The organism is Streptomyces sp. 3214.6, assembly GCF_900129855.1.
In the GTDB taxonomy this organism is placed as follows: domain Bacteria; phylum Actinomycetota; class Actinomycetes; order Streptomycetales; family Streptomycetaceae; genus Streptomyces; species Streptomyces soliscabiei.
Genome location: NZ_LT670819.1, coordinates 7,543,787 through 7,568,178, shown reverse-complemented (window position 1 = coordinate 7,568,178; position 24,392 = coordinate 7,543,787). Strand labels below are relative to the sequence as shown.

The following is a 24,392-nucleotide window of genomic DNA, read 5'->3' as shown; positions in this document are numbered from 1 at the left end:
CGCCGTCACCGCGCGGGTCGCAGACCCTCCGTCAGCAGCGACACATAGCGGCGGATGGCGCTGCTGTCCCCCTTCGCCAGCTCCGACGCCGTCGCCACCCCGTGCGCGAGGCGCAGTACGTCGATCGGCTCGATGTCCGCCCGCAGCGTCCCCTCCCGCTGCGCCGCCTCCACCAGCCGGGCCGCCGCGTCCTTCATGTGCGTGCCGCAGGCGGTGACCGCGGCCGCGCTGCCGTCCGTGACGGCGGAACCCAGCAGGGCCTTCATGCCGCGGACCTGGATCGTGCCGACGCACAGCTCGTTGATCCACTCCACCAGCGCCTCGCCCGGGGGGAGTTCCCCGGCGAGTTCGTCGGCCCGCACGGCCAGCGCCTCGATCCGGTCGATGTAGGCCGCCTCCAACAGCGCCTGGCGGGTCGGGAAGTGCCGGTACAACGTGCCGGATCCGACGCCCGCCCGCTTGGCGATGTCGTCGAGGGAGGCGCCCTCCCCATGCTCGGCGAAGGCCTCCGCCGCCACCTTCAGCAGGCGCTCGTAGTTGCGGCGAGCGTCCGCGCGCATGGGTCTTCCTTGCGTCATCCAGTTACTCCTTGCGAACCGGGGACTCTCTCCGTATTTTAGCGAGGACTAAACGGAGACAGTCCCCGCTTACTGTGTTCGGGTCTCTGCGAGCCCACGGCCGGGCCCTGCCGTGCTGCCCGCATGTTCCACCACATCACGCGGGGACACCAGACAGGGAGTACTCCATGTCCACGCCGTCCCCCTTACCTTCGTCGACACCTTCGTCCACGCCTTCGTCCACGCCTTCGTCCACGACAGGCACATCCCCCTCCGGGCCGTCCGCTCCGCCCGGGGCACCCGGCTCCGACGTCCGGCTGCGCGCCGTCCTGCTGGTCGTCGTCACCGCCTATCTGATGGTCGGAGTCGACTCCACCGTCGTCAACGTCGCCCTGCCCGCCATGCAGCGCGACCTCGGCTTCTCCCCCACCGGACTGTCCTGGGTGCTGAACGCCTACACGCTCGCCTTCGGCGGGCTGCTGCTGCTCGGCGGACGCGTCGGCGACCTGCTCGGCCGCCGCCGCACACTCACCCTCGGCGTCCTGCTGTTCACCGGTTCCTCGCTGCTCGCCGGGCTGGCCGGCGACAGCGGCTGGCTGCTCGCCGCCCGCGCCCTCCAGGGCGTCGGCGCCGCCCTCACCGCCCCCAGCACCCTCGCCCTGATCACCACCAACTTCCCCGAGGGCCCCCGCCGCCACCACGCCCTCGGCGTCTACTCCTCCATGGCCGGCATCGGCGCCTCCGTCGGCCTGATCCTGGGCGGGACGCTCACCGCCTGGGCGTCCTGGCGCTGGGCCCTGCTGATCAACGTGCCCATCGGCCTCGCGGTCGCCCTCGCCCTGCCTCGCTTTGTCACCGAGACCCCGCGCCACGCGGGCCGGTTCGACGCGGCCGGCGCCCTGACCGGGACCGCCGGGACGACCTCACTGGTGTACGCGTTCATCCGGGTCTCGGAAGAGGGGTGGAGCGACACCCTGGCACTGCTCGGCTTCACCGGCGCCGCCGCGCTGCTGGCCGGCTTCGCCCTGATCGAGGCCCGCGCCGAGCAGCCGATCATGCCGCTCAGGCTCTTCGCCGACCGCGACCGGGCCGGCGCCTACGTCGGCGTCCTGCTGCTGCCCGCGGGCATGTTCGGTGCCTTCTACTTCCTCACCCTCATCAGCCAACAGGTCCTGCACTACAGCCCGTTGCGCGCGGGCTTCGCCTTCCTGCCGATGACGGTCGTGATGTTCTCGACCGTACGGTTCGTGCCGCGCCTGCTGGCCCGCTTCGGCGCCAAGCCGCTGATCCTGACCGGCATGACCCTGCTCGCCGGCGCGGCCGCCTGGCTGTGGCGGGTCGGCCCCGACGACGCCTATGCGACCGGGCTTCTCGGCCCGCTGCTGCTGTTGGGCGTCGGCGTCGGCCTGGCCCTGATGCCGCTGAACGCCACGATCCTGGCGAAGATCCGCCCTCAGGAGGTGGGCGCCGCGTCCGGCCTGCTGCAGACTCTGCAGTGGCTCGGCGGCACGCTCGGCCTGTCGGTTCTGGTCACGGTGTACGGCACGGCCACCCGGCGCGCGTCGGGCACCCCGGCCGAGATCCTCACCCATGGCGCGGCCCACGCGTTCGGCGCGGCCGCCCTGATCGCGTTGACGGCACTGCTGACGGCGGTCTTCGCGATCAGAGGGCGGCCGAAGGCCGCCGCATAGGAAGCCCCGGGGCGGGCGGACCGGTGTGGCACGCCGAAGATCAGGCGCTCCACGGCCAGTCGGCGTCCGTGGCGGCTTCCAGCAGGGGCACCATCCGGAACGCCGCGTCCGAGAGCCCACCGAAGGTGTGCCGGTTCGCCGTCCCCGACGGACCGTGGCCCACGCGGTACCCGGCCAGGTTCCAGGTGTAGACCGGCACGTGCGCCGGGATCTGCCCGGTCGGGTCACCGTGGTGGCTGAAGGCGTACTGCTCGTCGGTGACGATCAGCACCCGGTCCTGGCCTCGATAGTGCGCGCGGACCGCGCTGGTGGTGTCGGTGCCGCCCAGATCGCCGAAGCGGCCGAGGATCTTGAGTACCGACTCGCCCTTGCCGAACGTGAGGCGCCGGCTCGTGGTCCCGAACTCGACGAGGTCCGCCTGCGCCGCCCGCAGCGCGAGCGCCGTGCCGAAGATCGCCGCCGCGTCGGCCCGGTTGAGTTCGGAACGGTCGGACAGCCGGGAGTAGAACATCGAGCCCGAAAGTAACCGTTGCCTGCGCACCGGGCATCCACCCCATGCTGCGCCTCCCGAGATCAAGTCGGCGGCGGCGTGGATTTCTGTTACAAAGAAGTAGCCGCTGCCTTCGCACCGGGAGGTGCGCTTTCGTGATCTCACTGTAGGAGGCACAGCTCGGGAAGAGCGAGCGAATTAGGCTCAGCCGCGCTTCTGCCGCTTCCAGGGTCCGGTGATGGCCAGCATGATGCCCGGGGTCTGGATGTTGGCGTACAGGGTGTGGCCGTCGGGGGAGAAGGTGACGCCGGTGAACTCGCTGTATTCCGGCTTCTCCGCGGTGCCGATGTTGAGCTCGTTGCGGGCGATGGGGTAGGTACGGCCGCTGTCGGTGGCGCCGAACAGGTGCTGGACGCCCTCGCCGTCCTCGGCGATGACGAGCCCGCCGTACGGGGAGACGGTGATGTTGTCGGGGCCGTCGAAGGCGCCGTCGACGGACGGGTCGGGGTTCACACCGAGCAGGACCTTCAGGGTCAGCGTGCGACGCTTGGGGTCGTAGAACCAGACGGCGCCGTCGTGCTGCACGGGGCTCTCGTCACGGGCGTACGAGGAGACGATGTAGGTGCCGCCGTCGCCCCACCACATACCCTCCAGCTTGCGGGCGCGGGTTACCTGTCCTTCGGTGAACTGCTTGCGGACGGATGTCGTCCTCGCGTCGCGGTCGGGGACGACGACCCAGTCAACGCCGTACACCGTGCCGATCTTCGTGGCGCGGGAGAGGTCGTCGATGAACTTGCCGCCGGAGTCGAAGCACTTGAAGGCCTCGAGGACGCCGGCGTCGTCGGCGAGGGTGCGCAGCTTGCCGCGGCCGTGGTGGAAGCCGGCCGGCGGGGTCCAGCGGTAGAGCAGGCCGTTGGGGCCGGAGGCGTCCTCGGTGAGGTAGGCGTGGCCGCGCTTGGGGTCAATGACGACGGCCTCGTGGGCGTACCGGCCGAGCGCCTTGATCGGCTTCGGGCCGCGGTTGGCGCGGCGGTCCTCGGGGTCGACCTCGAAGACGTAGCCGTGGTCCTTGGTCATGCCGTTCTGGCCGGCCTTGTCCTCGGTCTCCTCGCAGGTGAGCCAGGTGTCCCAAGGGGTGCTGCCGCCCGCGCAGTTGGTGGAGGTGCCGGCGATGCCGACCCACTCGGCGACGTGGCCGCCGGGGCGTACCTCGACGACCGTGCAGCCGCCGGAGGCCGCCGGGTCGTAGACGAGGCCTTCGGTGAGCGGGACCGGGTACTTCCAGTTGGCCCGCGGGCCCTTGAGCTCGTGGTTGTTGACGAGGAGGGTCGCGCCGCGCGGTCCGCAGAAGGCGGCGGTGCCGTCGTGGTTGGACGGGGTGCTCTCGCCCGACTCCAGCGTGGTCCTGCCGCTGTAGGTGATGACGCGGTACTTGAACCCGGCAGGCAGCGCGAGGAGGCCGTCGGGGTCGGGGAGCAGAGGCCCGTAGCCGACCCCGTGGTGTCCGGCCGCCGACTCCTGCGCCGCGTCCGCCGTGTCTGCCGCGGAGTCGACGTCCGAGGACGCGAGGGCGTTCGGCGCGGTGGCGAGGGCGCTGACGCTGCCCGCCAGCGCGACCCCGGCACCGGTGACCGCGGATTTTCTGGCGAAGTCCCTGCGGGTGAGCGACATGGTGTCTCCTGAGACTCGAAAAGTGCCGTGGAGGGTGGCGGACCTGGGTTCGGCGCCACCGTCCCGCCCATGTCTGAACGGGAGTTGAACGGGGAGCGACGTCGAAGGACCCGGTTCCATGAACCCGTACGGATCACCCCACGGGAGCCCCAAGGAGGCCCCTGGGAAGAGTCAGCCGCCCTGCTGGGAGCGTGCCTTGAACGCCGCCTTGCGTGCTTCTTTCGCGATGCGCTTGTCCGGGTGCAGGCGTCCCATCGCCTCCAGGACCTCCGGGGTCGCCGGGTGGTCGACGCGCCAGGCCGCGGCGAAGAAGCCGCTGTGCTGCTGGGCCAGCCCCTCGACGAGGGCCTGGAGTTCGTCGGAGTTGCCCTCGGCGGCGAGCTGCGCGGCGAGGGTGTCGATGGTGAGCCAGAAGACCAGGTCCTCGGACGGCGCGGGGACGTCCGTCGCACCGAGCTCGCTCAGCCAGACGCGGGCGAGGCCGCCGAGTTCGGCGTCGTCGAGGACCTCGCGCACGGCGGGCTCGGCGTGCGTGCCGACGAGGGAGAGGGCCTGCTGGCAGCGCAGCCGGCGCAGCGGGGCGCCGGGGTCCGCGCCGCGGGCCGCGGCCAGCAACTCCCGTGCGGCGGCGAGGGGTTCGCGGCGGGCGAGCCACTGTTCGGTCTCGGCGAGGGCGGCGCGCGAGCTGTAGCCGGCGCTGCCGTCGAGGAGGGCGTCGGCGCCCTTGTCGGCGAGGTCGCCGACGGCGGGGGCCGCGAAGCCGGCCTCCAGCAGCCGGGCGCGCAGCCCGTACAGGCCGAGCGGGGTGAGGCGGACCATGCCGTAGCGGGTGACGTCGGTCTCGTCGACCGGGGCGGCGGGCTCGTCGGCCTCCGCGTCCATGTCCCCCATCAGGGCGTCGTCGACGGGCTGGTAGGCGACCAGGCCGATCGGTTCCAGCAGCCGGAACTGGTCGTCGAGCCGCATCATCGCGTCGGAGACCTGCTCCAGGACGTCGTTGGTGGGCTCGTTCATGTCGCCGGGGATGATCATCGAGGCGGCGAGCGCGGGGAGCGGGACGGGGGCGTCGCCGGGGCCGTCCTCGCCGGCGGTCAGCAGGTAGAGGTTGCCGAGCACACCGTCGAGGAACCCGGCCTCGGCCTCGGGGTCCCAGTCCAGCTTGGAGAAGTCGACGGCCCCGCCCTCGTCCATGACGTCGATCAGTGCGTCCAGGTCGGGTACGGCGGCGTCGGCGATCACGGACTCCAGGGCGCCGAGCCAGACGGCGAGGATGTCGTGCGGGGAGCCGCCGGTGAGCAGGGCCAGGTCCTCGCCGGTCGTGACGGTGTCGGCCTGTTCGTCGACGACCTCCACGAGCCCGGTGTCCATGGCGACCCGCCAGGCCTCGCTCGCCTCGGCGGCGGCGTCGTCCCCGGTCAGTCCGAGCGCCTGCGCGGCGGCGGGCAGCTGCTCCTCGACGAGCTGGCCGCCCGCGTCGACGCGGGTGTCGGGACCGGCCCAACGGGCGAGCAGGGCGGCCCGGGAGAGCAACGGCGTGGACAGGGCGTCGCGCGCCAGCTCCGCTTCGGTGTGCAGCCGCACCGGCGGCAGGGGGGAGCTGTCTGACATCGGCTGGTTCTCCTCGGGCGCGTCGTGCCACCGGCCCGCTGGGGGCACTGGGCCACTCAGCCTAGACGGATATGGGCCCATGCCGCCCGGTTCATCTCCCCGTCGGCCTGCGTACATGGCTGAAACCTTGACAACTGGCGTGACCAGGCAGGAGATTGACGCGCGTAGAAATCCACTGGACAGCTGTGCACTGGATTTCTACGCGCGTCGCGTTCCGCCCCACCGGTCACGCCCCCTCGTTTCCGCGCTCCACGCTCGCTTTCACGCTTGTCTCCCCCCTCGTTCGACCCCCGGTTCCACCCTGCTCCACCTCGCTCCACCCCGCTCCACCTGGCTCACCTCGCTCCACCTGGCTCGACCTCGTTCCGCCCGATCCACCTCGTTCCACGTCGTTCCACCTCGTTCCGGCGCTCACGTACGTCCCCGGAGGGATTCCGTTGCCGAGCAAGAAGTCCGCGCGTCTCGCCGCGCTCACCGTCGCCGCCGTCTGTTCCGCGGCCTCCACCGTCGCCCTCACCCTGCCCGCGCACGCGGACACGGTGGCCATTCACGACATCCAGGGCACGACCCGGATATCGCCGTACGCCGGCAAGGCGGTCACGGGTGTGGCCGGAATCGTCACCGGCGTACGCACCTACGGCTCGTCCAAAGGTTTCTGGATCCAGGATCCGAACCCGGACGCCGACCCGGCCACCAGTGAGGGCGTCTTCGTCTTCACCGGCTCCACCCCGAAGGTCGCCGTCGGCGACTCCGTCACGGTCACCGGCACGGTGTCGGAGTTCGTCCCCGGGGGCACCTCCACCGGCAACCAGTCGATCACCGAGATCACCAAGCCGACGGTGACGGTCCTCTCCAGCGGCAACGCCGTTCCGGCCGCGACCGCCGTGAACGCGAAGTCGGTCCCGGCCGCGTACGCCCCGGCCGGCGACACCGCGGCGAGCAACTCGATCAACGGCCTGACCCTGCGGCCCGCCACATACGCCCTGGACTACTACGAGTCCCTGGAGGGCATGAACGTCCAGGTCGCCGACGCGCGCGTGGTCACCGCCACCGACCCCTACACCGAGCTGTGGGTCACGGTGAAGCCGCGGGAGAACACCACCCGCCGCGGGGGCACGCTGTACGGCTCCTACACCTCGCAGAACACCGGCCGGCTGCAGATCCAGTCGCTGGGCGCGACGGCCGACTTCCCCGTCGCGAACGTCGGCGACACCCTCACGGGTGTCACGGCCGGCCCGCTGGACTACAACCAGTTCGGCGGCTACACGGTCGTGGCCAACCAGCTCGGCACGCTGAAGAGCGGCGGTCTGCAGCGGGAGACGACGCAGAAGCAGAAGAGGGGCGAGCTGGCGGTCGCGACGTACAACGTCGAGAACCTCGACCCGTCCGACGCCACTTTCGCGGCGCACGCCTCCGCGATCGTGAACAACCTGAAGTCGCCCGACATCGTGTCCCTGGAGGAGATCCAGGACAACAACGGCGCGAAGGACGACGGCACGGTCGCCGCCGACGTGACGGTGAACAAGCTGATCGACGCGATCGTGGCGGCCGGCGGCCCGACGTACGACTGGCGCTCGATCGACCCGGTCAACGACCAGGACGGCGGCGAGCCTGGCGGCAACATCCGTCAGGTGTTCCTGTTCAACCCGGAGCGGGTCTCCTTCACCGACCGCTCGGGCGGCGACTCCACCACTGCGGTGGGCGTCACGAAGGTGCACGGCAAGGCGCAGCTGACGGCCTCCCCGGGCCGGATCGACCCCGGGAACGAGGCCTGGAAGTCCAGCCGCAAGCCGCTGGCCGGCGAGTTCGTCTTCCGCGGGAAGACGGTCTTCGTGATCGCCAACCACCTCAACTCCAAGGGCGGCGACCAGGGTCTGACCTCGCAGTACCAGCCGGTGGTGCGCAGTTCGGAGACCCAGCGCCACGCGCAGGCGACGCTGGTCAACGCGTTCGCCAAGAGCATCCTCGACGTCCAGAAGAACGCGGACGTCATCGCGCTCGGCGACATGAACGACTTCGAGTTCTCCGACACCGCGAAGATCCTCGAAGGCGACGGCGAGCTGTGGTCGGCGATCAAGTCGCTGCCGAAGAGCGAGCGTTACACCTACGACTACCAGGGCAACCAGCAGGTCCTGGACCAGATCCTGGTGAGCCCCTCGATCCGGCGCGGCTGCGACTTCGCGTACGACAGCGTGCACATCAACTCGGAGTTCCACGACCAGATCAGCGACCACGACCCGCAGGTGCTGCGCTTCGAGCCGTAACCCCGGCTCGGTCAGGGCCGGCTGAACACCTCGTTCAGCCAGCCCTGCCAGGCGGCCTCGCACTCCTTGATGTCGGCGCCCGGCGTGAAGTCGTGCAGGGAGACGCCGACCGGGTGGCCCCAGTGGTTGCGTCCGAAGACGCGGGTGAGACCCCGCTCCGTGCGCAGCCCGATGAAGTACGGGTCGCGGAAGTCGACCACGGCGTCGAACTCGTCGGGTCCCCGGACCGTCACCCGGGTGCCTGCCGCCACGTCCTCCCCGACGCCGAGCGCCCGTGCGACCGCGGCGAGGGCGTCGGGGGCCTTGGAGGCCTCCGGCCCGTCGAAGGTGGCGAAGGCGGCGGGCCGGGGCGCGAAGTGCACCAGGTACTCCCGCAGGGTGTGCAGATAGAAGTCGGTGTGCTTGGCGGCGCCGTCGTACTGGTTGTCCCAGTCGTCGACGAAGATGCCACTGTGCACGTACCGCACCCAGGCGCGCCGGCCCTCGTCCCGCGGCTCGATGGTGTAGTCGAGCTGGTTGAGCGTCTGCTCGGCGATGCCGTCGACGTCCTCGACGCGGTTGGTGTAGCGGTGCGGCGGGTCCCAGGCGGTGACCTTGGACCCGAAGGGCCCCGTGCCGCCGACCCGCGGCTCGGGCGGCTCCATCGGCCACAGATACCCTCCGGTCCCCGTGGTGATCGCCGCCCACACCTCCTCGGGCGTGGCGTCGACCTCGAACTCGCGAGCGATCTCGAATTCCTTGGACGTTTCGTTGGTCATGGCGTGCTCCTGAGTCCTACTGGTCGATTTCCTGGCTGGTGGGCCGAGTGGGCTGCTGGTCCTTGAGCGTGGGATGCACGGCGACGACGATCCGGTGGTCCCGGCCGCCCTCCGCGTCGGGCGCGTCGTACCTGCGGATCAGCGCGCTCACCCCGGCCGTCAACTCCTCGATGAACGCGGCTCGTTCGGCCGCCGAGGCGAAGCGCACCTCGCCGTCCAGCGCGTAGGTGGCGAGCCGCTTGCGGGCCTTCGCGGCACCGGTGATCAGCGAGCCGACGTCCCGCACCAGCCGGGCGCCGAGCGCGAGCAGCCAGCGCGCGGACAGCTGGTCCCGGAAGCGGTCGGGATCCGGCTGCACGGCGGCGAGTGCGAGCGGCGAGATCACATACGACGCGGCGGTGGCCCGCATCAGCCGCTCGGTGACGTTGCCCTTGCGGCGCTCGCCGGCCAGCTCGACCAGGCCGTGCCGCTCCAGTGCCTTGAGGTGGTAGTTCACCTTCTGCCGGGGCAGTCCGACCTTGCCGGCCAACATCGCGGCCGACGCGGGTCCGGCCGCGAGTTCGGCGAGCAGCCTGGCCCGTATGGGGTCCAGGGAAACGGCTGCGGCCTCGGGGTCCTCGATCACGGTGACGTCCAGCATGCGTCCACCGTCTCACCGAACACTTTTTTTGTCCAGGCGATTCGAATGTTCGGCGGAGGGCGGACCGGCCGACTGCCGGCTGCCGGCTGCCGGCTGCCCAACGGTTTCGGCCCGGCACCCCCTGCGAGGTGCCGGGCCGAACCCGTTCTTCTTGCGCGCCGCGTGCCGTGCGCCGTGCGCCGTGCGCCGTGCGAGGGGGCCGGTGATCAACGCCTGGCCCGACGCCTCCCGAGCCACCCCGCCGCCACGAGGGCCACTCCCGCCGCGCCCACGATCACGATCGGCCGCGGGTGCCGCATCGCGAACCGCACGGGCACCCGGACCGGGGCGGGAACCCGGTCCTCCACGGCGTGACCGGCGTGCGTCGCCCTGTGCTGGACGGCGTGACCGGCGTGGGTCGCCCTGTGCTGGACGGCGTGGACGGTGTCGGTCGCGCGGCTTGCGCGCTCCTGTATCTGGTGCCCCGCCTGGGAGGCCGTGCTGCGCAGTTGCACGGTCATCGCTCCGGCGCGGTCCAGCAGATCGGCGGCGCGCGCCCGGGTGCGCCCGCGCACGTCCGCCTTGGCCGCCAACTCCTCGACCGTGGCCCCAAGTTGGTGCCTGGTCTGCTCGATCTGCCGACGCAGGTCCGCAGCTGTCCTGTCCGTCATCGGTGCGCCCTTTCCCTGATCTCCTCGACGTCGGCCCGGACGCTGCCGAGGGTCTCCTCGGGAGTGGGCGGCGCGGCCCGGCGCAGTTGGGTGCGGCCGGCCGCGCCCAGCAGGCCGGCGATCGCGAACAGCACTGCCGTCACGATGAGCGCCGCCGCCCAGACGGGCAGCGTCAGCGAGAGGGCGGCGACGGCCGTGCCGGCGAGGGCGAGCAGGCCGGCGTAGGCGAACGCGCCCGCGGCGCCGAGCAGGCCGCCGCCACGCCCGGCGCGCCGCCCCTTCTCGGCGAACTCCTCCTTGGCGAGGGCCAGTTCCTGCCGTACCAGCCGGGAGAGCTGCTCGGTGGCCCGGCCGACGAGTTCGCCGACACTGTGGTGCCCGTCGTCGCGGACGGGCCGGATGTCCGTGGTCCCGGTCACGGGGTTCCGCCTCCTCTCGGTTCCGGTCCTATGGATCTCCGGTCCCGTGGGTTCTGTTCCTGCCGGTTCTGCTCCTGCCGGTTCTGCTCCTGACGGATCTGGTCCCGTCGGTTCTGTTTTTCCTGCCGGTCCCGGAAACATCCGGGTACCCCGGCCGGACTCCGTTACCCGTGCCGGGCGCCTCCGGGACCGTGCTCGGCCGGCCCGGTCGGCCGGCTCCGCACTCAGTCGCGGCAGTCCGGCAACAGGGCCTTCTTTTCGGCGAGTTCGGGCACGGTCCGGAGACCGCGCGCCAAACACATGCGACAGCAACCGCCACGGCGACCGCGACCGCGACGCGCCCCCCACCTCGTAGAAACTCTTACCGGTACCTCGTACGAAATTTAAGTGGAGCTTCGCCGTTGCCCGGCCGACACTACCCCCATGGCGACCATCTCCTCCGCTCCCCCTCCCTTCGGCCGCGCACTCTGCGCGATGATCACTCCCTTCACCGGCTCCGGCGCGCTCGATCTCGACGGGGCGCAGGGGCTCGCCGACCGGCTGGTGTCGGCCGGCTGCGACGGCCTGGTGCTCTCCGGGACGACGGGCGAGTCGCCGACCACCTCCGACACCGAGAAGGCGGACCTGGTGGCGGCGGTGCGGGAGGCGGTGGGCGAGCGGGCGTCGATCGTGGCGGGGGTGGGGACCTTCGACACCCGCCACACCGCCCACCTCGCGACGGCCGCCGAGAAGGCCGGCGCGGACGGGGTCCTCGTCGTCAGCCCGTACTACAGCAGACCCCCGCAGGACGCCCTGGAGGCGCACTTCCGGGAGGTCGCGGACGCGTCCGGGCTGCCGGTCATGCTCTACGACATCCCCGGCCGCACCGGCACCCGGATCGAACCCGTCACCCTGCTCCGACTCGCCGAGCACCCCCGGATCGTCGCGGTCAAGGACTGCTCCTACGACTTCCTCGGCGCGCAAAAGGTGCTCTCCCGAACCGAGTTGGCGTACTACGCGGGCTGCGACGAGCACAATCTCGCGCTCTACGCGGTCGGCGCGGCGGGCTACGTCAGCACGGTCGCCAACGTGGTTCCCGCCCAACTCCGCGCCGTCCTGGACGCGTTCGACGCGGGCGATACCGCCGAGGCGGCCCTGCTCCAGCAACGGGCCACGGAACTGGTGGAGTTGATGATGGCATCCGGTCTGCCCGGCACGGTCACCGCCAAGGGGCTGCTCGCCGAGCTCGGGTTGCCGGCCGGTCCCGTGCGGGCGCCGCTCCGGCCCGCCGACCGGGAGACGGTCGACGGGCTGCGCGCGGCCTACGAACGGCTGGTGGGCTGAACCGCCCGGTGGATGCCCGGCGAGGGCCAGTCAGCGGTCCGCAAAGATCGGCTCCCAACGTCCCGGGGTGTCGACCTTGGTGGAGCGGTAGCCGCTGAGCGGCACGACCTTCTCACTGTCCGGTGTCACCAGAACCAGCCGCTGGCGGGACTCGTTGCCGTCCGGGCTGTCGTCCCAGGCGACGAGCGAGGAGTCGTCCGCCCAGGCGAGCAGTTGCCGGCCGCGCGTCTCGGTGACCTTCTTTCCGGTGAGGGGGTCGAGGATCCAGGACGACGACTTGTACTTGCCGCCCGCGAAGTCACCGGCGAGGCGCTTCCCGTCCGGGGAGAGACCCGCCGGGACGTACCAGGACACGTACTTCTCACCGGCCGACTGGTTGGCCCCGGACCCCTTGCGGTCGACGCACAAGTAGCCCGGAGGCATGGGCATGTCGGCCCAGACGCGGCTGCCGTCCCGGCTGAAGGTGAAGTCCTGACGGCTGTTGACACGGACGGACGCCAGCCGGTCCACGTCGGGGCCGACCTCGGTCCAGGAGCCCTTCCCGGAGACGACGTCGAGGATGTGGAAACCGGTTCGGTACGACTTCTCCGCATACGGCATCCAGCCGTCGTCGCCCGGCCACTTGACCCGTAGATCGGGGTTGCGGCTGTAGGTCGTCGTGAGGAGTTCCCGTCCGTCGTGGGAAAAGGCGAGTCCGCCCACGGGGTGGTCGACCGCTACCCACCGCTTGACCTCGCCGCTGGCCAGGTCGAGCAGACCGATCCGGCGCACGGGGAGGCTCTGCTCCAGTACGGCGGCGGTCCTCAGCCCCGGGGCGACGGCGACCCACGACCACTTGGTCGTCTTCACGTACTTCTTCGTCGCCGGGTTGAGCAGCCAGTACGTCCGGACCGCCACCGCCTCGTCGGCGGAGCGCTGGACGAGGGTCGTGCCGTAGTACGCGGCCAGCGCGGTCCGGCCGGCGGCGATCATGTCGCGCGGGGGCGACTGGTCCGGGTGCGGGGAGATCCGGTTCGGCGCGGTGACGTCCGCCGGGCGTACGTCCGTGGTGCCGCCGGAGTCCAGCATCGGCACCGCCACGGTGACGGCGACCACGGCGGCGGTCGCGGCGGCGACGGCCACCAGCCGGCGGGTACGGCGGCGCCGGCGCAGGGCCAGCACCCGGCCGGCGAGCCCCGGACCGGCCGGGGACTGCTCTTCGGCCAGCTCCCGCAAGGAGTCGCGCACGACTTCGTCGACGTTCACGGACGCACCTCCACGGGCGAGAAGTCACGGGACGACGCCTGCTCGGCGTCCGCGGGGCCGAGGGCGGCCAGTTCGGGCGCGAGGGCGCGCAGCCGGTCGAGGGAGCGGTGGGTGGTGGACCGTACGGTGCCCACGGAGACGCCCAGCAGGGCGGCGACCTCGGCTTCCGGCAGGTCCTCGAAATAGCGCAGGACGAGCACGGTGCGCTGCCGCGCGGTCAGCCGGGACAGGGCCGCGCGCATCACCACGCGCAGGTCGGCGGCCGAGGAGGCGTCCGGGCCGGCTCCGCCGTCCGGCGGCTCGGCGACGCTCACCTCGCGCCGCGGCCACTTCAGACGCCACCGGCTGATCTGCTGCCGGTAGAGGACCTGGCGTACGTAGGCCTCGGGCTCGTCGATGCGGTGCCAGCGGCCCGCGGCCTTGACCAGGGCGTTCTGGAGCAGGTCCTCCCCGGCGTGCCGGTCGCCGCCGCTGAGCAGGACGGCCGTCCTCAGCAGGGCCGACGACCTGCTGTCCACGAACTGTCGGAAGCTCTCCAGCGCTTCGGCATCCATCGTCACCTTCTCTTCCCCCGGGAGCGGACCCGTCTGTCCGGTCCCTGTGCCCCTTGTGACGCGCGTGGCCCGCCCCCGCTATGCCCACGGTCCGCGGGAAATTCCGTCGGACGCGCGGCGGTGCTGTCGTACGGTGAGCCCATGAGTCGGCCGGTGCTCTACCTCGATGTCGACGGTCCCCTGAATCCGTACGCCGCCACGCCGTCGAAGCGGCCGGTGGGCTATACGACGATCAGGGCGTCCGTGGGCCGGGCGCGGCCGCTGCGGGTCTGGCTGCACCCCGGGCACGGCGCCGCCCTGCTCCGCCTCCCCTACGACCTGTGCTGGGCCACGACCTGGATGGCCGAGGCCAACCGCTGGATCGCCCCCGTGATCGGGCTGCCCGAGCTTCCGTACGTCGACTTCGGCGCGGTGCTGTTCGCCCATCGGCCCGACGGCGTCCACTGGAAGACGGAGGCGATCGTCGCCCACGCAGCGGGCCGCCCCTTCGCCTGGGTGGACGACGAGCAGTCACCCGCCGACGCGGCCTACGTCACCGCCCACCACCTCGCCCCGGCCCTGCTGCACCACGTGAACCCCCGCATCGGGCTGCGCGAGGAGGACTTCACGGCACTGGCGCAGTTCGCGGCAGGACTGCCCACATGACACAGCGCCCTCCCCCGGTGGGCGGGAGGACGCTGCGCGTGTCGGACGCGATCTGCTGCGGCGGTCAGTTGTGGCTGATCAGTTGTGGCTGATCAGTTGTGGCTGTGCAGGATCTCGTTCAGGCCGCCCCAGACCGCGTTGTTCGGGCGGGCCTCGACCGCGCCGGTGACCGAGTTGCGGCGGAAGAGGATGTTGGAGGCGCCGGAGAGCTCACGGGCCTTGACGATCTGGCCGTCGGGCATCGTGACCCGGGTGCCCGCGGTGACGTACAGGCCGGCCTCGACGACGCACTCGTCGCCCAGCGCGATGCCGACGCCCGCCTCGGCGCCGATGAGGCAGCGCTCACCGATGGCGATGATCACGTTGCCGCCGCCGGACAGCGTGCCCATGGTGGACGCGCCGCCGCCGATGTCCGAGCCGTCGCCGACGATGACGCCCGCGGAGATGCGGCCCTCGACCATCGAGGTGCCGAGCGTGCCCGCGTTGAAGTTGACGAAGCCCTCGTGCATGACCGTGGTGCCCTCGGCGAGGTGCGCGCCGAGGCGGACCCGGTCGGCGTCGGCGATACGGACGCCCTTCGGGGCGACGTAGTCCGTCATGCGCGGGAACTTGTCGATGGAGGTGACCTGGAGGTGCAGGCCCTCGGCGCGGGCGTTCAGGCGGACCTGCTCGACGGCGTCGACGGCGACCGGGCCGAGCGAGGTCCAGGCGACGTTGGCGAGGAGACCGAAGATGCCGTCCAGGCTCTGCCCGTGCGGCCTGACCAGGCGGTGCGAGAGCAGGTGCAGACGGAGATAGGCGTCGTGCGTGTCGATCGGCTTCTCGTCGAGGGAGGAGATGACCGTGCGGACCGCGACGACCTCGACGCCCCGACGGGCGTCCGGACCGATCGCCTTCGCCGCGCCCTCGCCGAGCAGTTCCACGGCCTTCTCGGCGGACAGGCGCTCGGTGCCGGACGGGCCGGGCTCCGCGAACAGCGCGGGCGCGGGGAACCAGGTGTCGAGGACGGTGCCGTCGGCGGCGAGGGTGGCGAGGCCGGCGGCCGCGGCGCCGGTGGTGCGGGGAGCAGTCGTGTCGGTCATACGGGCAACCTAACCGGCGGGGGGCCGTGGAGGCCAACCCGCACAGCGGTGTCTCAGGTGGCGGGCTGTGGACCCCGCCGACCTGGTGCGTTCACGCCGGAAGACCGGGGAACCGACGGTCAGCGGGCCGGGGCCATGAGCCGCGCCAGCGCCTCGCGTGCGTACTCCTCGTCGTAGGGCGCGTCCGTCAGCAGCACCTGCAGACAGATCCCGTCCATCAGCGCGACCAGCGCGCGTGCGGTGAGGGCGTCGGTGCGGGGGGCGAGGAGGGCGGCGAGGTCCTCTCCCCACTCGGCGGCGACGGGGCGCAGCGCCGGGCGGCGCAGGGCGGCCAGATAGAGCTCGTACTCCAGCTCGACGTCGGTGCGGTCGCCCGCCAGCCACTCGCCGAGCAGCCCGGCCAGTTCGGCGGGCAGGTCGACGCGCGGGTCGGTCAGTCCGCCGCGCGAGGCGACGGCCTTGGTGAAGCCCTCGCCCGCCTGCCGCAGGGCCGCCGTCATCAATTCGTCGAGGGTGGCGAAGTGGTAGGTGGTGGAGCCGAGCGGCACGTCCGCCTCGGCGGCGACCGAGCGGTGACTCAGCCCGGCGAGGCCCTTCTCGCCGACGACCCGGATCGCCGCGTCGATGATCCGCTGGCGCCGTTCGGGGTCGTAGCGGCGGGGCATCAGTGCGCACCCCCGAGGTTCAGCACGACGACTCCCCCGACGATCAGCAGGATGCCGGCGACCTTGGTGGGCGTCAGGGCCTCCCCGAACAGCGCCAGCCCCAGGACGGCGATGGTCGCGGTGCCGGCCCCGGACCAGATCGCGTACGCCGTGCCGATCCCCACGGTCTTCAGCGTCCGGGCGAGGAGGACGAAGGAGACGACGTAGCCGACGGCCGTGATCAGCGAGGGCCAGAGCCTGCTGAAGCCCTCGCTGTACTTCATGGCGGTCGTCGCCGCCACCTCGGCGGCAATGGCACCGGCCAACGTCACATATCCCATGCGTACAATCGTACACAACGATGCGTACACCCGTACACATGATGCTCCGTGATTCGAAAGCGTTATAGAAAGCGCTCGACCAAACGGCTGAACGCGAGCCACAGGTTCCACTACTGTTTCACCGTTCACACACCGGGCCATCGCAGCCGCGGCCGCCGTCAGGGACGCGCCGCTGGAGGAACAGCGCATGCCAGAAAACAAGTCCCGGCCGTCCCAGGGCCAACCCTGGGAGAACGGCTGGGCCCCGGACACCTCCCGGGCACCCGGAACACGACGCCTGTGGCTGGCCGGCGCTCTCGCCGTGGCCACCATCGTGGCGTGCGTGACCGCAATCGCCTTGAACGACAAGCCTGCTGACGGGAAGAACACGGAAGCACGCGAGGGCCAGACACTGTCGGACGACGAGACGGCGGGCGGTCTGATCTCCTTCGCCACGCCCTCCGCGAGCGGGTCGACGACACCGGCGGGCAGCAAGCCGGGCACGTCCGCGTCCGCATCACCGACGCCCTCGCCCTCGTCCTCGTCCTCCCCCCGGCCGCAGGGCAGTTCGTCTCCGCACGCCTCGGCCAAGCCTCCGGCGTCGCCGCCGGGGAAGCCGTCCAGCCCGGCAACGTCCGGCAACGAGCGGTCGGTACAGGCGGTCAACTACCCCGACCGCTACTGGCATGTGAGCGGCTCCCTGGTGCGACTCGACGCGCCGGGCGGCTCGGAGTTCCGCGAGGACTCCACGTTCACCGTGGTCAAGGGCCTGTACAACAGCTCCTGCTACACGTTCAAGACGCACGACGGCACGTACCTGCGGCACCGCGACTTCATCCTGCGCGCCGAACGCAACGACGGCTCCGCGCTGTTCAAGCAGGACGCCACCTTCTGCCCGGGATACTCCGGGTATTCGGGCGGGATGCTGCTCCAGTCGGTGAACTACCCCAACTACGCGCTGCGCCACAAGAACTTCCAGCTGCGCCTGGACCCGTACGGCTACAACACCACCAACCGGCAGGACTTCATGTTCCGCCTCGTCGACGGCCTCGGCTGAGCGCGGTCGGCGCGGCATACAGCTGCGCCGCATACAGGTGTGGCCCCCCGGCAGCTGCCGGGGGGCCACACCTGTCAGGCCGTCAGACGGTCGTCAGACGTTGAAGCCGAGCGCGCGCAGCTGCTCGCGCCCGTCGTCCGTGATCTTGTCCGGGCCCCACGGCGGCATCCAGACCCAGTTGATGCGCAGCTCGTTGACCAGGCCGTCCGTGGCGGACTTCGCCTGGTCCTCGATGACGTCCGTCAACGGGCAGGCCGCGGAGGTCAGGGTCATGTCGATCGTCGCGATGTTCGCGTCGTCGATGTGAATGCCGTAGATCAACCCGAGGTTGACGACGTCGATGCCCAGTTCGGGGTCGACGACGTCGTACAGCGCCTCGCGGAGTTCCTCCTCCGAGGCCGGCTTCATCTCAACGGTCTCGCTCATGCCGTCTTCCTTTCGGCGTCGGCTCCGCCCAGGGCCTGGGCCGTCGCGTCCTTCCACGCCATCCAGCTGAGGAGGGCGCACTTGACCCGGGCCGGGTACTTGGAGACGCCGGCGAACGCGACCGCGTCCTCCAGCACCTCCTCCATCACGTCGTCGGGCTCGATCCGGCCCTTGGACTGCATCAACTCCAGGAAGGTCTCCTGGATCCGCTGCGCCTCGGCCAGGTCCTTGCCGACCAGGAGGTCGTTCAGGACGGACGCGCTGGCCTGGCTGATGGAACAGCCCTGGCCCTCGTAGCTGACGTCCTCGATCTTCGTGCCGTCGTACTTCACGCGCAGGGTGATCTCGTCGCCGCAGGTCGGGTTCACATGGTGCACCTCGGCGTCGCCATCACGCAGACCACGCCCGTGCGGGTGCTTGTAGTGGTCCAGGATGACTTCCTGGTACATCGAGTCCAGCTTCATGCGTCGCTCGCCAACCCCTCAGCCGAAGAAGTTCCGTACGTGCTCCAGACCGTCGACCAGAGCATCGATCTCGGCCGGCGTGGAGTACAGATAGAACGACGCTCGCGTGGTCGCGGGAATTCCGTACCGCAGGCAGACGGGGCGGGCGCAGTGGTGACCCACCCGGACCGCGATGCCCTGCTCGTCCAGCACCTGGCCCACGTCGTGCGGGTGGATGTCGCCGAGCGTGAAGGAGATCGCCGCGCCCCGGTCCTCGGCCGTCGACGGGCCGATGATCCGCAGGTCGGGGACCTCGCCGAGCCGCTTCACCGCATACTCGGTGAGCGCGTGCTCATGGGCGAGGATCTTGTCCATGCCGATCGCGGACAGATAGTCGATGGCCGCGCCCAGCCCGACCGCCTGCGCGACCGGCGGGGTGCCCGCCTCGAACTTGTGCGGGGCCGGCGCGTAGGTCGAGGAGTGCATCGACACCGTCTCGATCATCTCGCCGCCGCCGAGGAACGGGGGAAGGTCCTCCAGCAGCTCCTGACGACCCCACAGGACACCGATGCCGGTCGGAGCGCACATCTTGTGGCCGGTGAAGGCCACGAAGTCGGCCTGCAGCGCCTGCACGTCCAGCGGCATGTGCGGCGCGGCCTGCGAGGCGTCGATGCAGACGAGCGCACCGACCTCCTGCGCCCGGCGCACTATCGCCTCGACCGGGTTCACCGTGCCCAGGATGTTCGACACCAGCACAAAGGAGACGATCTTCGTCTTCTCGGTGATGATCTCGTCGATGTTGGACAGGTCGAGGCGGCCGTCGTCGGTGAGGCCGAACCACTTCAGCTTCGCGCCCGTGCGCTGCGACAGCAGCTGCCACGGCACGATGTTGGAGTGGTGCTCCATCTCCGTGATGACGATCTCGGTCTCGTGGTCCACGCGGTAGGGCTCGTCGGCCCAGCCCAGCATGTTCGCCACGAGGTTGAGCGACTCGGAGGCGTTCTTGGTGAAGATCACCTCGTCGCGGCTCGGCGCGTTGATGAACGACGCGACCTTGTCACGCGCGCCCTCGTACAACGCCGTGGCCTCCTCGGCGAGCACATGCACACCGCGGTGGACGTTGGCGTTGTAGCGCTCGTAGTACTCGTTCAGGGCGTCCAGTACCTGGCGCGGCTTCTGCGACGTCGCCGCGTTGTCCAGGTACACGAGCTTCTTACCGTCGTGGATCTGTCGGTCCAGGATGGGGAAGTCCTTGCGGAGCGCCTCGGTGTCGAGGAGACCCGGCAGCTGCGTCACGCTGATACGCCACCCTTCGTGTATGCCTCGTAGCCCTCTTCCTCCAGCTTGTCGGCGAGTTCGGCGCCGCCGGACTCGACGATCCGGCCCGCGGAGAAGACATGGACGAAGTCGGGCTTGATGTAGCGCAGGATGCGCGTGTAGTGCGTGATCAGCAGGGTGCCGACCTCGCCGGTCTCGCGGACGCGGTTGACGCCCTCGGATACGACCCGCAGGGCGTCGACGTCCAGACCGGAGTCCGTCTCGTCGAGGATCGCGACCTTCGGCTTGAGCAGCTCCAGCTGGAGGATCTCGTGGCGCTTCTTCTCACCGCCGGAGAAGCCCTCGTTGACGTTGCGCTCGGCGAAGGAGGGGTCCATGTTGAGGCGCTCCATGGCCTCCTTGACCTCCTTCACCCACAGGCGCAGCTTGGGGGCCTCGCCGCGGATGGCGGTGGCGGACGTACGGAGGAAGTTGGAGACCGAGACGCCGGGGACCTCGACCGGGTACTGCATCGCCAGGAACAGGCCCGCGCGGGCGCGCTCGTCAACGGACATCTCCAGGACGTCCTCGCCGTCGAGCAGCACGGTGCCGCCGGTGATCGTGTACTTCGGGTGACCCGCGAGCGAGTAGGCGAGGGTCGACTTGCCGGAGCCGTTGGGGCCCATGATGGCGTGCGTCTCGCCCTGCTTCACAGTGAGGTCGACGCCCTTGAGGATCTCCTTCGTGGCGTTGTCGGCCTCGACGGTGACGTGCAGGTCTCGGATTTCAAGCGTTGCCATGGGTGCCTCAGGACTCCTGGGTGAGGGAGACGAGCACGTCGTCCCCTTCGATCTTTACGGGGTATACGGGGACGGGGCGCGTCGCGGGAAGGCCGGACGGCTTACCGGTGCGGAGGTCGAAGCTGGAGCCGTGCAGCCAGCACTCGATCTGGCAGTCCTCCACCTCGCCCTCCGAGAGCGAGACGTTCGCGTGGGAGCAGACGTCGTGGATGGCGAACACCTCCCCCTCGGTGCGGACGACCGAGACCGGCGTGCCGTCGAGTTCCACCCGCTTCGGGGTGTCCTCCTCCAGCTCGCTCAGTCCGCAGGCGCGTACGAAGGCCGTCATCAGACCGTGGCCTCCAGCTCGGTCTCGATCCTGGCGAGCAGGCGCTCCTCGATGTCGTCGACACCGATCTGCTGGACCAGCTCGGCGAAGAAGCCGCGGACCACCAGGCGACGGGCCTCGTCGGCCGGGATGCCGCGGGCCATCAGGTAGAAGAGCTGCTCGTCGTCGAACCGGCCGGTGGCGGAGGCGTGCCCGGCGCCGACGATCTCGCCGGTCTCGATCTCCAGGTTCGGCACGGAGTCGACCCGGGCGCCGTCGGTCAGCACCAGGTTGCGGTTCATCTCGTAGGTGTCCGTGCCCTCGGCCTTGGCCTCGATGAGCACGTCGCCGATCCACACCGCGTGGGCGTTGTCGCCCTGGAGGGCGCCCTTGTAGACGACGTTGGACTTGCAGTGCGGGACGTTGTGGTCGACCAGCAGGCGGTGCTCCTGGTGCTGACCGGCGTCCGTGAAGTACAGACCGAGCAGCTCGGCCTCGCCGCCGGTACCGGCGTACGCGACGCGCGGGTGCAGGCGGACGAGGTCGCCGCCGAAGGTCACCACGACCGACTTGAAGCTCGCGTCCCGCCCGATGAGGGCGTTGTGCTGGGCCACGTGCACGGCCTTGTCGTCCCAGTCCTGGACGGAGACGACGGTGAGCTTGGCGCCGTCGCCCAGGATGTAGTCGACGTTGGCGGCGATCACGGCGTCACCGGTGTGGTCGATGACGACGACGGCCTCGGCGAAGGCGCCCAGCTCGATGACCTGGTGGCCGTAGGCCACCCCGCCCTCGCCGTGCACCGCGATGCGGATCGGCTCGGTGAGCACCGTCTCCTTGGGGACGGTGACCACGCCGGCCTTCTCGAACGCGGAGTACGCCTGGGCGGCGACCCGGTCCACGGGGGTGCCGGCCTTGCCGAGCCGCTGGTCGTCACGGTCCACGAGTTCGACGGTGACGCCCTCGGGGGCCTCGACGGCGACCTTGACGGCCTCGCCGGTCGCGACGGCGGTGCCGTCGTGCAGCCCGCGCAGCCGCTCCAGCGGCGTGAACCGCCACTCCTCCTCACGGCCGTGCGGGACCGGGAAGTCCGCGACGTCGAAGGACGGGGGCGCGCTCATGCGCGTGGCGACGGTCGACTCGGCGGCCACCGCGATCTGGCCCGCGGTGGTGGACCCCACGGGGATGTTCTGAGCCTCAGCCATGGCTGTCGGTCTGCTCTCTTCCTACGTCAGAAATTGCTCGCTGCTGTCGGGGGGTGGGTCTTAACCGACCGCGCCTTCCATCTGCAGCTCGATCAGCCGGTTGAGCTCGAGGGCGTACTCCATGGGCAGCTCCTTCGCGATGGGCTCGACGAAGCCGCGCACGATCATCGCCATCGCCTCGAACTCGCTGAGGCCTCGGCTCATCAGGTAGAAGAGCTGGTCCTCGGAGACCTTGGAGACGGTCGCCTCGTGGCCCATGGACACGTCGTCCTCGCGGACGTCCACATAGGGGTATGTGTCGGAGCGGGAGATGGTGTCGACGAGCAGTGCGTCGCACAGCACGTTCGACTTGGAGCCGTGGGCGCCCTCGCCGATCTCGACGAGACCGCGGTAGGACGTACGACCGCCACCACGCGCCACGGACTTCGACACGATGTTGGAGGAGGTGTTCGGCGCCATGTGGACCATCTTGGAGCCGGCGTCCTGGTGCTGCCCCTCGCCCGCGAAGGCGATGGACAGGGTCTCGCCCTTGGCGTGCTCGCCCATCAGGTAGACGGCCGGGTACTTCATCGTCACCTTGGAGCCGATGTTGCCGTCGATCCACTCCATGGTCGCGCCCTCGTACGCCACAGCGCGCTTGGTGACCAGGTTGTAGACGTTGTTCGACCAGTTCTGGATGGTCGTGTAGCGGCAGCGGGCGTTCTTCTTGACGATGATCTCGACGACCGCGCTGTGCAGCGAGTCCGACTTGTAGATCGGGGCCGTACAACCCTCGACGTAGTGCACGTAGGCGCCCTCGTCGACGATGATCAGGGTCCGCTCGAACTGGCCCATGTTCTCCGTGTTGATGCGGAAGTAGGCCTGGAGCGGGATCTCCACGTGCACGCCCGGCGGCACGTAGATGAAGGAGCCGCCCGACCACACCGCGGTGTTCAGCGACGCGAACTTGTTGTCGCCGGCCGGGATGACGGTCGCGAAGTACTCCTTGAAGAGCTCCGGGTGCTCCTTCAGAGCGGTGTCGGTGTCCATGAAGATGACACCCTGCGCCTCGAGCTCTTCGTTGATCTGGTGGTAGACGACCTCGGACTCGTACTGGGCCGCGACACCGGCGACCAGGCGCTGCTTCTCCGCCTCCGGGATGCCGAGCTTGTCGTAGGTGTTCTTGATGTCCTCGGGCAGGTCCTCCCAGGACTCCGCCTGCTTCTCCGTGGAGCGCACGAAGTACTTGATGTTGTCGAAGTCGATGCCCGAGAGGTCCGAGCCCCAGTTGGGCATGGGCTTCTTCTCGAAGAGCTTCAGGCCCTTGAGGCGCAGCTTCGTCATCCACTCCGGCTCGGACTTCTTGTCGGAGATGTCCTTGACGACGTCCTCGTTGATGCCGCGCTTGGCAGAGGCGCCGGCCGTGTCGGAGTCGGCCCAGCCGTATTCGTACTTGCCCAGGCCCTCGAGTTCGGGGTGAGCAGTCTCCGTGGGGAGAGTCATGCGGGGTTCCTCCCGGCCGTGCTTGCAGATGCGTTGTGGGTGGCTGTGGAAACTTTGGGGATGAACGTCGTGCACACGCCGTCGCCGTGGGCGATGGTCGCCAGTCGCTGGACGTGCGTGCCGAGCAGCTGGGAGAAGATCTCGGTCTCCGCCTCGCAGAGCTGCGGGAACTTTTCCGCGACGTGAGCGACGGGGCAGTGGTGCTGGCACAGCTGCTCGCCGACCGGTGCGCTACGCGCCGTAGCAGCGTACCCGTCCGCACTCAGGGCCTTGGCCAGGGCTTCGGTCCGCTCCTCGGGGGCGGCGGCCTCGACGGCCTTGCGGTACGCGGCGGCCTGCTCGGCGATCCTGGCGCGGGCGAAGGCGACGACCGCCTCGTCCCCGCCGAATCGCTCCTGGATCCAGCGCAGGGCGTCCGCGGCGAGCTTGTCGTAGGACTGGTCGAAGGCGTCCCGGCCGCAGTCGGTGAGGACGAAGACCTTGGCGGGGCGTCCGCGGGTCCGCGCTCCGTACACCCGCTGCTCGCGGGCCTGAACGACGTCGTCGGCGACCAGCGCGTCGAGGTGGCGGCGCACGGCGGCGGGGGTGAGCCCCAGCCGTCCGGCCAGCTCGGTGACGGTCGACGGCCCGTGGTCCAGGATCGACCGCGCGACCCGGTTGCGCGTCGAACGCTCACCGGTCGCGTGCTCGTCCTGCTGGGCCCCCGTGGGGGTCTCCAGAGCCTCGCCGACGTTTTTCACAACGCCATTGTTGCGTAATTCCTCAGAGGCAGGCAAGCCGCGCCCGGACAGGCGGACGGTGCCCTGCGTCACTTAGGCATACCTAATCTGACCTGGGGAAACGATCTTTGATCGATC

25 protein-coding genes and 1 pseudogene are annotated in these 24,392 nt (G+C 70.3%); 5 read left to right on the top strand and 21 right to left on the bottom strand.

Annotated elements, in window-relative coordinates; genetic code table 11:
* Positions 1 to 5: 5 nt before the first annotated feature.
* The gene (locus B5557_RS34235) at positions 6 to 578 is read right to left on the bottom strand and encodes a TetR/AcrR family transcriptional regulator (RefSeq protein ID WP_079663099.1); all 573 of its coding nucleotides are present in this window, start codon (positions 576 to 578) and stop codon (positions 6 to 8) included.
* 167 nt (positions 579 to 745) lie between these two features.
* On the opposite strand from B5557_RS34235, the gene B5557_RS34230 reads away from it, so the two are divergent.
* Positions 746 to 2,248, top strand: a complete 1,503-nt coding sequence (locus B5557_RS34230; RefSeq protein ID WP_079663098.1) for an MFS transporter — start codon at positions 746 to 748, stop codon at positions 2,246 to 2,248.
* A gap of 40 nt (positions 2,249 to 2,288) precedes the next feature.
* On the opposite strand, the pseudogene B5557_RS34225 reads toward B5557_RS34230, so the two are convergent.
* The 3 genes and pseudogenes from B5557_RS34225 to B5557_RS34215 all read right to left on the bottom strand — a co-directional run.
* A pseudogene (locus B5557_RS34225) lies at positions 2,289 to 2,768 on the bottom strand (TROVE domain-containing protein); the annotation flags it as partial.
* Between the two features lie 174 nt (positions 2,769 to 2,942).
* Positions 2,943 to 4,409: an alkaline phosphatase PhoX gene (locus B5557_RS34220; RefSeq protein WP_079663097.1), complete on the bottom strand. Its 1,467-nt coding sequence runs from the start codon at positions 4,407 to 4,409 to the stop codon at positions 2,943 to 2,945.
* Between the two features lie 171 nt (positions 4,410 to 4,580).
* Positions 4,581 to 6,017 (bottom strand): hypothetical protein, encoded by a 1,437-nt coding sequence (locus B5557_RS34215; protein ID WP_079663096.1) that lies wholly within the window; start codon positions 6,015 to 6,017, stop codon positions 4,581 to 4,583.
* A 437-nt stretch (positions 6,018 to 6,454) separates the two neighbouring features.
* On the opposite strand from B5557_RS34215, the gene B5557_RS34210 reads away from it, so the two are divergent.
* Entirely contained in the window at positions 6,455 to 8,281 is a 1,827-nt protein-coding gene (locus B5557_RS34210) for an endonuclease/exonuclease/phosphatase family protein (RefSeq protein WP_079663095.1), read from the top strand.
* An 11-nt stretch (positions 8,282 to 8,292) separates the two neighbouring features.
* On the opposite strand, the gene B5557_RS34205 is transcribed toward B5557_RS34210, so the two are convergent.
* The 4 genes from B5557_RS34205 to B5557_RS34190 all read right to left on the bottom strand — a co-directional run bounded on the left by B5557_RS34205 (position 8,293) and on the right by B5557_RS34190 (position 10,748).
* Positions 8,293 to 9,039, bottom strand: a complete 747-nt coding sequence (locus tag B5557_RS34205) for an SRPBCC family protein (protein ID WP_079663094.1) — start codon at positions 9,037 to 9,039, stop codon at positions 8,293 to 8,295.
* Positions 9,040 to 9,055: 16 nt separating this feature from the next.
* Entirely contained in the window at positions 9,056 to 9,679 is a 624-nt protein-coding gene (locus B5557_RS34200) for an ArsR/SmtB family transcription factor (RefSeq protein ID WP_079663093.1), read from the bottom strand.
* Between the two features lie 206 nt (positions 9,680 to 9,885).
* Positions 9,886 to 10,329: a DUF3618 domain-containing protein gene (locus B5557_RS34195; protein WP_079663092.1), complete on the bottom strand. Its 444-nt coding sequence runs from the start codon at positions 10,327 to 10,329 to the stop codon at positions 9,886 to 9,888.
* Complete coding sequence (locus B5557_RS34190) at positions 10,326 to 10,748, bottom strand: phage holin family protein (protein ID WP_079663091.1); 423 nt, start codon at positions 10,746 to 10,748, stop codon at positions 10,326 to 10,328. The genes B5557_RS34195 and B5557_RS34190 overlap by 4 nt, the downstream gene beginning before the upstream one ends.
* A gap of 423 nt (positions 10,749 to 11,171) precedes the next feature.
* Between B5557_RS34190 and dapA the strand changes: the two genes are divergently transcribed.
* A complete protein-coding gene (gene dapA / locus B5557_RS34185; protein WP_079663090.1) occupies positions 11,172 to 12,071 on the top strand; it encodes a 4-hydroxy-tetrahydrodipicolinate synthase in 900 nt (299 codons plus the stop codon).
* 30 nt (positions 12,072 to 12,101) lie between these two features.
* On the opposite strand, the gene B5557_RS34180 is transcribed toward dapA, so the two are convergent.
* Positions 12,102 to 13,316, bottom strand: a complete 1,215-nt coding sequence (locus B5557_RS34180) for a hypothetical protein (RefSeq protein ID WP_079663089.1) — start codon at positions 13,314 to 13,316, stop codon at positions 12,102 to 12,104.
* Positions 13,313 to 13,870: a SigE family RNA polymerase sigma factor gene (locus B5557_RS34175; RefSeq protein ID WP_079665156.1), complete on the bottom strand. Its 558-nt coding sequence runs from the start codon at positions 13,868 to 13,870 to the stop codon at positions 13,313 to 13,315. The genes B5557_RS34180 and B5557_RS34175 overlap by 4 nt, the downstream gene beginning before the upstream one ends.
* Positions 13,871 to 14,011: 141 nt before the next feature.
* Between B5557_RS34175 and B5557_RS34170 the strand changes: the two genes are divergently transcribed.
* Positions 14,012 to 14,515, top strand: a complete 504-nt coding sequence (locus B5557_RS34170; protein WP_079665155.1) for a hypothetical protein — start codon at positions 14,012 to 14,014, stop codon at positions 14,513 to 14,515.
* A gap of 92 nt (positions 14,516 to 14,607) precedes the next feature.
* Here B5557_RS34170 and dapD read toward each other — a convergent pair whose 3' ends face one another.
* The 3 genes from dapD to B5557_RS34155 form a co-directional block, all read right to left on the bottom strand.
* Positions 14,608 to 15,597: a 2,3,4,5-tetrahydropyridine-2,6-dicarboxylate N-succinyltransferase gene (gene dapD, locus B5557_RS34165; RefSeq protein WP_079663088.1), complete on the bottom strand. Its 990-nt coding sequence runs from the start codon at positions 15,595 to 15,597 to the stop codon at positions 14,608 to 14,610.
* Positions 15,598 to 15,716: 119 nt separating this feature from the next.
* A complete protein-coding gene (locus tag B5557_RS34160; RefSeq protein WP_079663087.1) occupies positions 15,717 to 16,262 on the bottom strand; it encodes a TetR/AcrR family transcriptional regulator in 546 nt (181 codons plus the stop codon).
* A complete protein-coding gene (locus tag B5557_RS34155; RefSeq protein WP_079663086.1) occupies positions 16,262 to 16,582 on the bottom strand; it encodes a DMT family transporter in 321 nt (106 codons plus the stop codon). Before B5557_RS34155 ends, B5557_RS34160 begins: the two co-directional genes overlap by 1 nt.
* Before the next feature lie 187 nt (positions 16,583 to 16,769).
* Here B5557_RS34155 and B5557_RS34150 point away from each other — a divergent pair, with 187 nt between their 5' ends.
* Positions 16,770 to 17,618 carry an AbfB domain-containing protein gene (locus tag B5557_RS34150; RefSeq protein WP_079663085.1) on the top strand — a complete coding sequence of 283 codons (849 nt, stop codon included), beginning with the start codon at positions 16,770 to 16,772 and terminating at the stop codon, positions 17,616 to 17,618.
* 93 nt (positions 17,619 to 17,711) lie between these two features.
* Here the strand turns inward: B5557_RS34150 and B5557_RS34145 are convergent, their stop codons facing one another.
* Genes B5557_RS34145 through B5557_RS34110 form a run of 8 tightly spaced genes read right to left on the bottom strand, consistent with a single transcriptional unit; the run spans position 17,712 to position 24,275 of the window.
* Positions 17,712 to 18,044 carry a metal-sulfur cluster assembly factor gene (locus tag B5557_RS34145; protein ID WP_037743875.1) on the bottom strand — a complete coding sequence of 111 codons (333 nt, stop codon included), beginning with the start codon at positions 18,042 to 18,044 and terminating at the stop codon, positions 17,712 to 17,714.
* The gene (gene sufU / locus B5557_RS34140; RefSeq protein WP_079663084.1) at positions 18,041 to 18,508 is read right to left on the bottom strand and encodes a Fe-S cluster assembly sulfur transfer protein SufU; all 468 of its coding nucleotides are present in this window, start codon (positions 18,506 to 18,508) and stop codon (positions 18,041 to 18,043) included. Before sufU ends, B5557_RS34145 begins: the two co-directional genes overlap by 4 nt.
* Positions 18,509 to 18,526: 18 nt before the next feature.
* Positions 18,527 to 19,783: a cysteine desulfurase gene (locus tag B5557_RS34135; protein ID WP_079663083.1), complete on the bottom strand. Its 1,257-nt coding sequence runs from the start codon at positions 19,781 to 19,783 to the stop codon at positions 18,527 to 18,529.
* Entirely contained in the window at positions 19,780 to 20,544 is a 765-nt protein-coding gene (sufC, locus tag B5557_RS34130) for a Fe-S cluster assembly ATPase SufC (RefSeq protein ID WP_079663082.1), read from the bottom strand. The genes B5557_RS34135 and sufC overlap by 4 nt, the downstream gene beginning before the upstream one ends.
* 7 nt (positions 20,545 to 20,551) lie before the next feature.
* The gene (locus tag B5557_RS34125; protein ID WP_079663081.1) at positions 20,552 to 20,872 is read right to left on the bottom strand and encodes a non-heme iron oxygenase ferredoxin subunit; all 321 of its coding nucleotides are present in this window, start codon (positions 20,870 to 20,872) and stop codon (positions 20,552 to 20,554) included.
* The gene (gene sufD / locus B5557_RS34120; protein ID WP_079663080.1) at positions 20,872 to 22,053 is read right to left on the bottom strand and encodes a Fe-S cluster assembly protein SufD; all 1,182 of its coding nucleotides are present in this window, start codon (positions 22,051 to 22,053) and stop codon (positions 20,872 to 20,874) included. The genes B5557_RS34125 and sufD overlap by 1 nt, the downstream gene beginning before the upstream one ends.
* Positions 22,054 to 22,113: 60 nt before the next feature.
* Positions 22,114 to 23,535 carry a Fe-S cluster assembly protein SufB gene (sufB, locus tag B5557_RS34115; RefSeq protein ID WP_079663079.1) on the bottom strand — a complete coding sequence of 474 codons (1,422 nt, stop codon included), beginning with the start codon at positions 23,533 to 23,535 and terminating at the stop codon, positions 22,114 to 22,116.
* Positions 23,532 to 24,275 (bottom strand): helix-turn-helix transcriptional regulator, encoded by a 744-nt coding sequence (locus B5557_RS34110; RefSeq protein WP_079663078.1) that lies wholly within the window; start codon positions 24,273 to 24,275, stop codon positions 23,532 to 23,534. The genes sufB and B5557_RS34110 overlap by 4 nt, the downstream gene beginning before the upstream one ends.
* Positions 24,276 to 24,392 lie beyond the last annotated feature (117 nt).